We start from the raw sequence: 12,810 nt of genomic DNA, 5'->3' as shown, positions 1-12,810 counted from the left end.
GTATGATAAATTCATGAATAATCTTTAGTTATTAAAAATTATCCATGGTCTGTTGCCAATAAAGCCTACGGTTTGTATGTACTTGCCAGCAATACTAATATTTTACGTAAAATTTAATATGACCATATAAAAATATTTAAAAGCAATAAACTAAAAAAATAGTGTGTTTAAGATTAGTATGGTGTCCTATTTTATTTTTGTGGTTGGAGTAACTACGAGGGGTGTTAAGTTTACCCCTCGTGGTTAAATTTATTTGCCAAAGACTCTGGCAAAAATTTTATCTACGTTTTTAGTGTAGTAGTTGTAGTCAAAGCACTCTTTGATCTCATCTTTGCCAAGGCTCTTAGTTAGGTCCTCGTCGTTTAGCAAATTTTGTAAAAATAAACTATGACCTTGCTCGTCGATCGCTTTTTTGCCCTCTTGTAAGTCCGCCCAGACTTTCATGGCATTGCGCTGAACGATCTTGTATGCGTCCTCTCTAGAGATTCCGCGCTGTGGCAGTTGTAAAAGCACGCGCTGTGAAAAGACTAGTCCGCCTGTTAAATTTAAATTTCTCATCATATTTTCTGGATATACAACTAAATTTGCTATCAAATTTTTGATACGAACCAGCATAAAATCAGCCGTGATAAACATATCTGGCAGAATAAATCTCTCAACCGAGCTGTGGCTGATGTCGCGCTCGTGCCAAAGGGCGACGTTTTCAAGCGCTGGCGTGACGTATGAGCGTAGTACTCTGCAAAGGCCGGTGATGTTTTCACTAAGGACTGGATTGCGTTTGTGTGGCATAGCGCTTGAGCCCTTTTGTCCTGGGCTAAAATACTCCTCCGCCTCGTAAACCTCGGTCCTTTGGTAATGTCTAACCGCAACTGCTATCTTCTCGCAAGTAGAGGCTAAAACTGCGATAGCGCTCACCACGTGGGCGTAGCGGTCGCGCTGGATCACTTGATTTGACGCTGGGGCAGCTTTGAGACCGAGCTCCTCGCATGTTAGCTCCTCAAATTCCATCGGAGCGTGGGCTAAATTTCCCATAGCGCCTGAGAGTTTGCCATAGCTGATCGTATCTTTTGCGTCTTTGATAAGCTTAAGCGCCCTTGCGATCTCGTCATACCAGATGGCAAGCACAAGGCCAAAAGTTATCGGCTCGCCGTGGATGCCGTGGCTTCTGCCGACCATGAGTGTGTGCTTATGCTCGTTTGCTCTGTTTTTGACTGCTTGCATGAACTCTTCAACGTCGCTGATGATGAGCTCTAGGCTCTCTTTCATCTGAAGGGCGACAGCTGTGTCGATGCAGTCGCTTGAGGTCATGCCATAATGCACAAACCTACTCTCCTCGCCAAGGCTCTCGCTGACACTTGTTAAAAATGCGATGACGTCGTGCTTTGTCGTCTTTTCTATCTCGTCGATACGAGCTACTTCAAATTTAGCGTTTTTGCAAATTTTCTCGCAGTCGCTGTCGCTTATGAAGCCAAGCTTATTCCAAGCTTTAACAGCAGCTTTTTCTACCTTGAGCCAAGCATCATACTTTGCTTGTATACTCCACTTTTCAGCCATCTCTTTACGCGAGTATCTTTCGACCATTGTTGAACCTTTTTGTATTAGTTTTTCTTTATCATAAAAGTAAATTTTAGCCTTGAAAGCTAAAAATCACATAGTATAATTTTATAAAATTTAAGTTTGGATTATATAAAATCCGTGCTGAAATGTCGGTTATATGCTTATAAATTTGTGCTTAAGATAGCTTACTCATTTTTAAAAGGATTACCTTTGCCCTACGTAAATAAATTTATTGCCACTACAAACAAACAAAAAGCGTATGAAATTTTAATGAAAACTGGCTTTAGCATGAGAGAAGCGCAACGCCTCATAGATAAAGGTAGGCTGATATGTGGCGGTAGTGTCGTGAGTGAGAAAAATGCCATTTTGTGTGGCGATATTTTTTTGATCGACTATGAGGCGGAGCCAAAGGGACTTAAGCCGATCTTTGAGTGTGAGAGCTTTGCGGTATTTGACAAGCCAAGTGGAGTGCTGAGTCACCCAAATGGCAGACACTGTGAGTACTCGCTAAATGATGAAATTTATACGCTTTTTGGACGAGATGCGAGCGTGGCACATAGGCTTGATTTTGAGACGAGCGGCGTGATAGTCGTGGGCAAAGATAGAAATTCTACGATTAAACTAAAGAAAATTTTTGAAAATAGAGAGGTTTCTAAAAGCTACGTCGCGATGGTACAAGGCAAGATCGAGCGAGAATTTACTATCGATGCCAAAATGGATCTAGCGAACAACTACGACGATGTGAAAATGCGAATGCAAATTTGTGAAAATGGCAAGAGTGCGGTGACTAAAATTTTGCCGATCAAATATTTTGACGACATCGATACGACTTTGGTTCAGGCTATCCCACTCACTGGCAGGCAGCATCAGATTCGCTTACATTTGTTTCATGTGAAACACAAGATACTTGGCGAACCACTTTATGGTTTGTCACGTCCGCAGATCGAGAAAATTTTAGACAAAGAGATGAGCGAGCGTGAACGGATAAATTTAACTGGAGCAAAAAGGCTCTTGCTTCACTCAGATAAAATTTCTTTTAAATTTGATGAAATTTTTTACACCATAAAAAGTAAATTTGACGCTGAAAGCGAGTTTTATAGATTTGCAAAAGAAGGTTTACTTTAGTCTAAAATTTTTTAATAAATTTCTATTTCTCATAAACCTTTACCTGCTTTTGCCAAAGTTTATCGCATTTAGATACCATAATGATAATTTTGTAGTTTATGTAATTAACACTCCATTTTATTTCTTTATGAGAGCTAGGCTTTATCTTGATGTTAAGGCTTAGAATTTATGCCTATCTTTTTCATCTTTTAAAACTTTTAAAATAAGCCCTAATCCAAGTAAAACCACAACAGCAACAAAGACTATTTCGGCTATATCAAGTGTACTCATTCTAACTCACACTGGCTTTACTATTATCTTCAAGTGAATGTGTTTTTAAATTTTTATTGCTGGAAATAGCTTTAAATTTTGCACTTTCATTGCGTTGTTTTAATTGCCCACAAGCTGCACTTATATCAAGCCCTTTGCTCTGTCTGATCGTACAAGTAACGCCGTGATCTCTTAGATATTCTTGAAATTTTAGCATGCTGGTAAGCTCAGGTCGTCCAAATTCACTGCCCTCATGTGGGTTAAAATATATAAGATTTACCTTCGCTTTTATACCATGAAGTAATTTTACCAACTTTTTGGCATCACTCACGCTATCGTTTAAATCCTTGATAACAAGGTATTCAAACATCACGCGTTTGCGCATATCGATAGGAAATCCCCTAACAGCATCCATAACAGCCTCGATATTATACGCCTTATTTATCGGCATCAGGCGACTTCTAAGTTCATTAGTAACAGCATGAAGCGATATGGCCAATAACACACCAAGATCCATCTCGCCAAGCTTTTTTATCTGGCTACCAAGGCCACTAGTTGAAACTGTTTGACGACGTGGCGATATGGCTAGACCCTCGTTAAGTGCTAAAATTTTGATCGCTTTACTAACGTTAGTAAGATTATCGAGTGGCTCACCCATACCCATATAAACGACATTTATACGTCTTTCATAAGGTATTTTATTTTCTCTTTTTATCCATAAAATTTGCCCTACGATCTCACCGGCAGTCAAATTTCTAACAAGTCCACCCTTTGCTGTTAGACAAAAAGCACATCCCATTTTACAGCCAACCTGCGAACTAACACAAACCGTATAGCGAGCATGGCGACTGATCTTTCCATTCTCATCACTAACCTCCTCTTTCATCGGGAGCAAAACACTCTCTATCTTTAGCCCATCTTTTAGCTCAAAAAGATACTTGATCGAACCATCACTACTTTGCTCAAATTTCACACATTTTAAAGGATCGATATAAAATTTTTCAGCCAGACCTTGACGCATATCTTTAGGCAAATTTAGCATTTGGCTGAAATCGGTTGCATTTTTCTTATATATCCACTCGTAGATTTGTGTTGCTCTAAATGGCGGAGAAACTAACTCTTTTAGCTCATCAATACTAAAATCAAGCAAATTTATCACATATTTTCCTTTATATATTTTGTTAGAATTTTCTTAGCCTCTGCATGATTTTTTATAAAATCAGCATGTGCATTTTTATTACAAAAATTTGTTGCTACGAAAATTCCATAAGCTGGAATTTTAAAAATTTGAGCTACTTTTAGAACAGAATAAAACTCCATATTTTCTAAAAAATAGCCTTTTTCAAACATCTTATGAGCCAAATTTTTGTCTGTCGTTATGAAATTTGATGAATTTGTTTTGACAGTTCCACGTGAAACGATAGAAGAAATTTCATACTCAATCGGTGAATAAGATCTATTTTCTACGCTGGAAATTTCGACATTTGCCCCAACTGAGCTTTCATAAATTTGCAAAATTTCACCATTTTTATAAAGACCTGCCGAGCCAACGAAAACTATTTTTTCTGGCATCTGATACAAATTTTGTTCAGGATTTTTTGATAAATTTTGGCTTAGATTTTGTAGCTCTGGATTTGATGAGTTTGCAAATTTAGCTTCGATCTTTGCAAGATAGTGCGGATCGATATTTTTTAAATTTATACTCTTTCCATCCGCTCCAATACATGCTCGTTTCTGTAAAAATTTTGTCAAATTTATCGCCATATCAACTAGTCCCACACCCATTGGTAAAGCAAAGTCAAAAATTTCATTTTTTCCAGCAGAGATAACTAACATCAGAGCCTAACCTCAACGCCATTTGCCTTGAGATACTCTTTTAGCTTTTTTATCTCGATTTCGCCAAAGTGAAATATCGAAGCAGCTAAACACGCATCAGCCCCGGCCTCAAAAGCCTCTTTAAAGTGCTCCATCTTACCAGCTCCGCCGCTTGCAATAGTCGGTATAGAAAGCGTACTAAATATCTTTGTTAACTCAAGATTAAAGCCTTGTTTGACGCCATCGTTATCCATGGACGTTAGCAATATCTCCCCCGCTCCGCGTGACTCAACCTCTTTTGCCCAAGCAAAGGTATCTTTTTTGGTATCGATCCTGCCACCATTTATAAAAACACTATAGCCATTTTCGATCTTTTTAGCATCAATCGCTACTACAACACATTGCGAGCCAAATTTCTTAGCTGCTTCATCAATCAAATTTGGATCTTGTATAGCTGATGAATTTAAGCTTACTTTATCGCAGCCAGCATTTAAAAGCCGTGATATATCATCTAACGTGCGTATACCGCCGCCAACTGTTAGTGGGATAAAAAGCTTACTTGCGACCTTTTTTACGACATCAACTATCGTATCACGCCCAAGATGAGAGGCAGTGATATCTAAAAAGCAAAGCTCATCAGCACCCTCGTCATTGTATCTTTTAGCTATCTCGACAGGATCTCCAGCGTCAACAAGTCCTACGAAATTTACACCCTTTACAACTCTGCCATCTTTTACATCAAGGCATGAGATTATGCGTTTTGCAAAATGATTCAAATCTGTCCTTTATCTATTTTTCTAGCTGCTACCTCAAAATATGGTAAATTAGACCAATTTTCTCGGTTGCCAACTATATAAACAACCTCTTTTGCTCTTGTTAGTGCTACATTTAGTAAATTTGGCGTACTAGCAGCCCATGCTCTAGCACCTTTTGTAGCACCGCCAAGGACAAAGATAATAACATCGGCTTCTTTGCCTTGCATGGTGTGAATAGTACCGGCCTCTTTTAAATTTTTACAAACATCTTTAAAAGGTGTTATTATTTTAACGCTATCTTTTAGCTTGGCTAGCTTACTATCTAAAAGCTCTTTAACGATCATGCCTTCAGCTTTATTATAATTACCTATCCATTCATCACTACTAACATCAATCCATTCTGTTTTGATGTTAGGATCGCTAAGTTTACTTTCACTACTTCTACCAAGCATCATCATATCATCATATGTTGTTTCGTTTGAAATTTTAAACATAGGGTTGGCGCACCTTCTATGAACGATAAGTGGCGAACCAACCCAAATGGACTTACCCTCTCCTTTTATATATGTACCAATATTTTGTACTTTATCGGCTCGAAGTTGAACTGATGATTTTAGTAGATTAAACTCATCCTTTGCATCACAGTAGCGCAAAATAGCATTATTTAAAGCTAGTGGTAATGTTACAACAGGCTCAAGTTGAAGTGGATCACCAACTACAACAGCCATCTTTGAGCGAAGTAGTGCGCCTAATGCGTTAGTTAAATTTGCCTGCCCTGCCTCATCTATTAAAAGCAAACCTATATCGCCATTTAGTAGCTCTTTAAAGGTATTATTAAAAGATGCGAAAGTAGAACTAACAACTGGCGTTAGTAAAAATAATCCTTTTATTATTTCACGTCTATCTTTAGCCTCAAGCCCGTTTTTCTCAGCCATTTTTTCATCATTAAATATAACGCTAAGAGCTCGTAAATTTGTTCTAACAGCTTCTTTGCAAGCAAAGATAGTGGCCTTATGCAGATTAAGTGCTTCTTTAAAAAGCTTGATTCTTGCGTTAAAAAGCTTCGTCTTGTGGGATTTCTCATCAAGATCACGCTCCATCATAAATGGCATATTCTTTTGCATATCTTCATTACTCTGATTAAAGCTACTGTTTAAAAAGCTATCAAGCTCTTCACTTCTGCCAATTAATTTTTGACGTCTAATAAAGTCATCATTAAGCTTGCTTAGATGGTCTATCTTGGTGTTAAGTTCTAAAATTTTCTCTTTAAGCTGAGTTATTTGAGCTTTTAGTTCGTTTAATTTTACTTCATTCTTCTCTTTATTTTCACTATTTTGCTTGCTTGCTTTCAAATTTTGCTCAGCTATTTGGCGATTTATCTCACTAACTTTTCGTGCTTCATTGCTATATTTTTCAAAAGCTTGTGTCCTTAAAATTTGCTGGAAAATAAAAAATGATGGCTTTGGAGGCGCACTCAGATACTCTTGCAAAATTTCATTTTGGACAATAAGCTTTGTTAGCTCGTTAGCTTCCGTAGCCTTTTGCTCTAGCTCATTTTTGCTCAAATCCAGCTCATCTATTAGTGGCTTTAAAAGCTCGTCTATTTGCTTTGCCGAATTATAGTTATCAAGTTTTTTATCGATATTTATAAGCTCACTATTTATACTTTTTAGCTCATCTTCTTTGATCCTAATCTCACTAAAAAGTAGATTTACTTCATGTAGGGCTTGATTAAATTTCTCCTTCGCCTCGTCGTAATCATCAACTCCTTCGCCAGTAGCCAAATACTTGCCAAGCCCCATTAAAAAGCCATCTTGTTCTATAAATTCTTTAAATTCTTTTGAAATATCTTCAAACTGACTATGTGTTTTTTCGATCTTTACGCCATTAATCGCGTTAAAAACAAAATTTGACTTATTTTGCTTTGAGCCAAGAGGTATGCAAAAAAGCCCCCATGCAGGTTTTGAGATAAAAGATTTTTCTCCAAAATTTGTCTTTTCATCGGCCGAGAGAAGCCTTGTAGCTATAAATTTAAAATAATCAATCTCGCCTGCATAACTACCGATACTTTTTAGTTGGCTAAGCTCTTTACTTAAAATTTCAACCGCACCGTTATTACAAGAGCTAACAACCATCTCATAGCCCTGGAGTTCTTTATTTAGAGTAAAATAAAGCACCTTATCGCTACTATCTCGAACTGGTGCAAAGATATCATGCCTACTCATTTGTGCGAGCTTCATCGCTCTAAGCGTAACAACTTCAGCCATTACATCTTTTAAAAGTGTTGTTTTACCAGTGCCTGGAGCACCATTTACGCTATAAATTCCACCACTTTTTTCTTTAAATTTTTTAATGATGTTATTAACAGCAATTTGCTGCGAGAAATTTAAAGCAAAGTCGCTAGCAAAGGCCGATCTTGGATATTCTTCTGCTTTAAAAAAATCTCTAACAAGCCTCTTATTTTGCTCATCTCTTACATCAAGTCTTTCGAATTTATTCTCACTGCCCTCATCCAAAAACTGATCCGTTAGCTCGTGCGTCCTACCTGACTCGTAAAATTTGATAAGCAAATTTATATCATCTATAAAAAAGCTATTTAAAAGGCTATCATTTTCTTTAAAATTTGGATTTATGATCTTTATCTCAAGCCTTAAAAAATCATTACAAAATGGTGTTTTAAGCGCACTTTTTAGCTCATCGTTTATAAGCTTTATATATTTGCCAAATTCCATTTTTTCTTTATAGATAGATAGCTTGTCTTTTATACGCTCACACTCTTTGCTAAAGTCACTTTGGCTTATCTCTTTTAGATGATTTAGGCGAGCCATTGCCCAAGGAGCTGTTGAGATGAAAAGATCATCAGATGAGTTCGGTATAAAAAACGGAGTTAAATCATCATCTAAATCTACATCTTTTAAAGCAAAATTTTGATCATCTTTACAAAATACCAAATCACCAGTAAGCTTAAATTTATAGCAAAACGCCTTATCAAAGCTCGTTTGCTCAGATCGTAGCTCATCTAAAATTTGCTTTTTTTCAAATTTAATATTTGCTAGCTTTGAGATATAAATGGCAAGCAAGTCAGTCTCAAAAATGCCGCCATAAATCGAAATTTCTATACCATTTTTTAAAAGCGAGCTATCAAATGCTCTTAAAATTTGCATAAATTTCTCATCGAAATTTGCGATGTCAAGGTCTATTGATTTTTTAAATTTGGTATTTGTCTTTTTTGGCTCATCTAAGGTTTTTGGCTCTAAAAATTGTGATAATAAAAAGTATTTTAAGGTATTTGCCTTGCTCAAATTTATGCCCTATTTCGTTATTGTTTAGTGATTATAATCCATTTTATATATGATTAAACTAAACTTGTAATCATTGTATAAGTAATTTTTGGCTAATATCGCGGCTATGATAAAGGCAAAAAAGCACTTTGGACAGAATTTTTTACAGGACAAAGCGACACTAGATAAGATCATCCAAGCGATACCCAATGACGTAGCAAACGTCGTTGAGATTGGGCCTGGCTTAGGTGATTTGACATTTAGACTTTTGCAAATTTACAAAACGACCTGTTTCGAGATAGATTGTGAGCTGTTTCAAATTTTAAAGGCCAAATTTGCAAATGAGATCCAAAATGGACAATTAAAACTTTTTTGTAAAGATGCATTAGAGCAGTGGCAACAAGAGGGCGGACTAAGTAGCGAAAACTACTTTTTGGTCGCAAATTTGCCCTATTACGTTGCGACGAAGATGATACTAAATGCAGTAGATGACGAAAAATGCCTTGGGCTTATCGTGATGATACAAAAAGAGGTTGCTCTTAAATTTAGTGCAAAGAGCAAGGATAAAGAATTTAGCTCTTTATCGATCCTCGCTTCACTCCAAGGCAGGTGTGAGCTCTTGTTTGACGTGGATGCAAAGCTTTTTAATCCACCCCCAAAGGTCACATCTTCAGTCATCAAACTACAAAAAACAAAAAAGATTTTTGGCAAAGACGGGATTTTCAAAGATGCAAGACAATACGAGGCTTTTAAAGCATTTTTAAGAGCTGCATTTGCTTCGCCAAGAAAGACGCTTTTGAAAAATTTATCCACAAATTTTGACAAAAATGCGTTAGAAGAAATTTTTGAAAGCCTAGCTTTAAACCAAAATTTACGTCCACACGAGCTAGATGTCGATTCTTATCTAAAAGTATTTGAAAGATTAAAGGAAGATAATGAACGACAAAAACGAAGAGAAAGTTGTAACTAATCAAAGCAAAAACAACAAAAGACGAAGATTTAGACCAAAAAACAAACCAAAACAAGAGGGCGAAACTACCGAGCAAACCTCACTAGCAAGCAAAAGCGTGATAGATAACTTCTTTGCAGCAGAGCAGGCTGAAACTGAAACGCACGCCGAGCCAAAGAGCCAAAATTCTCGCCCAAAAAAGCCAAGAAATAACAAAAATCAAAACAAAAATGGCGAAAACAATAAGCCAAAAGAGCAAAAACAAGAATCACAAGAAACAAAAACCAAAACACAAGAACAAAAAGAAAAGCCAAAAAAGACTAAAAAGCCAAAGAAAAATTTACCTGCAAAACTAAATGGTAATGAGCAATGGCAGCAAGATATCGCAAGTGCAATGGTGGCAAATAAGGCTGTTCACGAGCTTCGTCTGGAGCCGATGAAGTATCTAAACTCAAGCGAGCATAAAATTCGCATAACTCCACTTGGCGGTCTTGGTGAGATCGGCGGCAACATGACCGTCTTTGAAACTGAAACCAGCGCTATCATCGTTGATATCGGTATGAGCTTTCCTAGCGAGAGTATGCACGGCGTGGATATCCTCATCCCGGACTTTGACTACGTACGCAAGATAAAAGATAAGATAAAAGGTGTCATCATTACTCACGCACATGAGGATCACATCGGTGCAGTACCATATTTTTACAAAGAGTTTAAATTTCCGATTTACGCCACGCCTTTGCCACTTGGTATGATAAACAATAAATTTGAAGAGCACGGCTTAAAGCAGGAGCGCTCACTTTTCCGCTCGGTCGAAAAGCGCAAGCCGTATCTGATAGGAGATTTTGAGGTCGAGTGGATACATATCACCCACTCTATCATCGACGCAAGCGCGCTAACCATCACGACAAAGGCGGGCACTATCATTCACACGGGCGACTTTAAGATCGACCATACGCCGATCGACGGCTATCCAACTGACCTTGGTAGACTTGCATACTACGGCGAAAGAGGCGTATTATGTCTAATGAGCGATAGCACGAACAGCTACCGTGAAGGATTTACCAAAAGCGAAAGCAGTGTTGGCAAGACCTTTGATGCGATATTCTCAAAGGCCAAGGGCCGCGTCATTATGAGCACATTTAGTTCAAACATCCACCGCGTCTATCAAGCAATCGAGTGGGGTCTAAAATACAACCGCAAAGTCTGTGTCATCGGTAGATCAATGGAGAGAAATCTATATACTGCAATGGAGCTTGGCTATATCAAGCTTGATAAGAAAATTTTTATCGACGCTAACGAAGTCGGCAAATTTAAAGATAACGAAGTGCTTATCGTCACTACTGGCTCTCAGGGCGAGACTATGAGTGCGCTTTACCGCATGGCGACAGATGAACACAAATATATAAAGATAAAGCCGACCGATCAGATCATAATCAGCTCAAAAGCGATCCCAGGTAACGAAAACAGCGTCTCAACGGTGCTAAATTTCTTACTAAAATCAGGCGCGAGCGTCGCTTACCAAGACTTTAGCGAGATCCACGTCAGCGGTCACGCAGCGCAAGAAGAGCAAAAGCTTATGCTTCGCCTCATAAAACCAAAATTTTTCTTGCCAGTGCATGGCGAGTACAACCACATCGCAAAGCACAAAGAGACGGCAATTAGCTGTGGTGTGGACGAGAGAAATGTCTATCTAATGAGCGACGGCGATCAGATGGAGGTTTGTCAAAAGTACCTAAAACGTGTAAAAACGGTAAAAACTGGCAAAGTCTTCATAGACAATCAAATAAATAAACAAATCGCAGACGACGTCGTCATCGACAGACAAAACCTCGCTGAAGCAGGCGTCGTCATGATAATCGCTCAAATTTCACGTCACGGCGCAAAACTCATCAACAAGCCTCGCGTCATCAGCTACGGACTTGTGGGCGACAAGCAAGACGCCGAGTTTAGAAAAGAGATGGAGGGCGTGCTAGAGCAGTATCTAAGTAACGTCAAAGAGGAGCTTTTGAAAGATAGCAGACTACTCGAGTCACAAGTGCGCCAAGTGATCAGAAAGCACATCTTTAGAAAGGTCAAAAAGTACCCAACTATCGTGCCGATCATCTATCTAATGTAAGGAAAATTTATGCAAAAAGCCAACCAAATCGCCGCTGAAGTCTTAGAGATAGAAGCAAACGAGCTATTAAGACACGCTAAAAGCGTAGAGATAGAAGATGCTGTAAATTTGATATATAACGCAAAAGGCAAAGTCATAGTAACAGGCGTGGGTAAGAGCGGTCACGTGGGCGCAAAGATCGCTGCCACGCTTGCAAGTACTGGTACGCCAAGCTTTTTCTTGCATCCGACAGAGGCCATGCATGGCGACCTTGGCATGATAGAAAAAGACGACATCTTGTTAGCCATTAGTTTTAGTGGCGAGAGCGATGAGCTTGTCAAAATTTTGCCTCACGTAAAGCGCTTTGGCGTGAAAATAATCGCCATGGCAAGGAGCAAGACAAGCTCACTTGGTAAATTTAGCGACGCTTTTATAGATATAAATGTAGAGAAAGAGGCGTGCCCGCTAAATGCCGCCCCAACAGCATCAACCACGCTAACGTTAGCTCTTGGCGATGCGTTAGCTGTTTGTTTGATGCAAAAGCGCGGCTTTAAAAAAGAGGACTTTGCAAATTTTCATCCAGGTGGCAGCCTTGGCAAGAGGCTATTTTTAAAGGTCAAAGATGTGATGCGAAGCGAAAATTTACCGATAGTCCACTGGGATGCAAGCCTAAAAAGCGCGATCGATACGATGACACATGGCAAGCTTGGCACGGTTTTAATAGTCGGTAAAGATGGCGTGCTAGACGCTCTTTTAAGTGACGGCGATCTTAGGCGCGCGCTTATGAGAGAGGACTTTGACCTAGAAGAGCCAGCGATGAAATTTGCAACCTTGCATCCAAAAGAGATAAACGACAAAGAGATGTTAGCCGTGGATGCGTTAGCTTTAATAGAAAAGTATAAAATTCAGCTTCTAGCTGTCGTAGAAAATGGCGTGCCTGTGGGTGTTTTACACATCCATGACCTTGCAAATTTAGGACTATAA

General features: G+C 38.6%; 9 protein-coding genes. 4 read left to right on the top strand and 5 right to left on the bottom strand.

Annotated features, from left to right (window positions below; translation table 11 throughout):
- Window positions 1-249: 249 nt before the first annotated feature.
- Window positions 250-1,581 carry an adenylosuccinate lyase gene (purB, locus tag CVS97_RS07365; protein WP_107785631.1) on the bottom strand — a complete coding sequence of 444 codons (1,332 nt, stop codon included), beginning with the start codon at window positions 1,579-1,581 and terminating at the stop codon, window positions 250-252.
- Between the two features lie 186 nt (window positions 1,582-1,767).
- Here purB and CVS97_RS07360 point away from each other — a divergent pair, with 186 nt between their 5' ends.
- Window positions 1,768-2,682 (top strand): pseudouridine synthase family protein, encoded by a 915-nt coding sequence (locus CVS97_RS07360; protein ID WP_107785630.1) that lies wholly within the window; start codon window positions 1,768-1,770, stop codon window positions 2,680-2,682.
- Between the two features lie 271 nt (window positions 2,683-2,953).
- Here CVS97_RS07360 and rlmN read toward each other — a convergent pair whose 3' ends face one another.
- From rlmN to CVS97_RS07335, 4 genes are read right to left on the bottom strand one after another with little or no spacing between them, the layout of a single operon-like run.
- Window positions 2,954-4,090, bottom strand: coding sequence for a 23S rRNA (adenine(2503)-C(2))-methyltransferase RlmN (rlmN, locus tag CVS97_RS07350; protein WP_107785628.1), 1,137 nt, complete (start codon window positions 4,088-4,090; stop codon window positions 2,954-2,956).
- Window positions 4,087-4,767, bottom strand: coding sequence for a purine-nucleoside phosphorylase (locus CVS97_RS07345; protein WP_107785627.1), 681 nt, complete (start codon window positions 4,765-4,767; stop codon window positions 4,087-4,089). Before CVS97_RS07345 ends, rlmN begins: the two co-directional genes overlap by 4 nt.
- Window positions 4,767-5,522 carry an imidazole glycerol phosphate synthase subunit HisF gene (gene hisF / locus CVS97_RS07340; protein WP_107785626.1) on the bottom strand — a complete coding sequence of 252 codons (756 nt, stop codon included), beginning with the start codon at window positions 5,520-5,522 and terminating at the stop codon, window positions 4,767-4,769. Before hisF ends, CVS97_RS07345 begins: the two co-directional genes overlap by 1 nt.
- Window positions 5,519-8,803 (bottom strand): DEAD/DEAH box helicase, encoded by a 3,285-nt coding sequence (locus CVS97_RS07335; RefSeq protein WP_107785625.1) that lies wholly within the window; start codon window positions 8,801-8,803, stop codon window positions 5,519-5,521. The genes hisF and CVS97_RS07335 overlap by 4 nt, the downstream gene beginning before the upstream one ends.
- Before the next feature lie 106 nt (window positions 8,804-8,909).
- On the opposite strand from CVS97_RS07335, the gene rsmA reads away from it, so the two are divergent.
- Genes rsmA through CVS97_RS07320 form a run of 3 tightly spaced genes read left to right on the top strand, consistent with a single transcriptional unit; the run spans window position 8,910 to window position 12,810 of the window.
- Entirely contained in the window at window positions 8,910-9,752 is an 843-nt protein-coding gene (gene rsmA, locus CVS97_RS07330; protein ID WP_107785687.1) for a 16S rRNA (adenine(1518)-N(6)/adenine(1519)-N(6))-dimethyltransferase RsmA, read from the top strand.
- Window positions 9,718-11,847 carry a ribonuclease J gene (locus tag CVS97_RS07325; protein WP_199905966.1) on the top strand — a complete coding sequence of 710 codons (2,130 nt, stop codon included), beginning with the start codon at window positions 9,718-9,720 and terminating at the stop codon, window positions 11,845-11,847. The genes rsmA and CVS97_RS07325 overlap by 35 nt, the downstream gene beginning before the upstream one ends.
- Window positions 11,848-11,856: 9 nt before the next feature.
- Window positions 11,857-12,810 (top strand): KpsF/GutQ family sugar-phosphate isomerase, encoded by a 954-nt coding sequence (locus CVS97_RS07320; protein WP_107785624.1) that lies wholly within the window; start codon window positions 11,857-11,859, stop codon window positions 12,808-12,810.

The sequence above is a fragment of the Campylobacter concisus genome (assembly GCF_003049735.1).
In the GTDB taxonomy this organism is placed as follows: domain Bacteria; phylum Campylobacterota; class Campylobacteria; order Campylobacterales; family Campylobacteraceae; genus Campylobacter_A; species Campylobacter_A concisus_AN.
The sequence above is the reverse complement of the archived record's forward strand: the minus strand, read 5'-3'. Positions and strand labels throughout refer to the sequence as shown.

Bases quoted from the DNA above. Each gene is read 5' to 3' on its own strand.
- purB (WP_107785631.1), bottom strand. From the start codon at position 1,581: ATGGTCGAAAGATACTCGCGTAAAGAGATGGCTGAAAAGTGGAGTATA.
- CVS97_RS07345 (WP_107785627.1), bottom strand. From the start codon at position 4,767: ATGTTAGTTATCTCTGCTGGAAAAAATGAAATTTTTGACTTTGCTTTA.
- rsmA (WP_107785687.1), top strand. From the start codon at position 8,910: ATGATAAAGGCAAAAAAGCACTTTGGACAGAATTTTTTACAGGACAAA.
- CVS97_RS07325 (WP_199905966.1), top strand. From the start codon at position 9,718: ATGAACGACAAAAACGAAGAGAAAGTTGTAACTAATCAAAGCAAAAAC.
- CVS97_RS07320 (WP_107785624.1), top strand. From the start codon at position 11,857: ATGCAAAAAGCCAACCAAATCGCCGCTGAAGTCTTAGAGATAGAAGCA.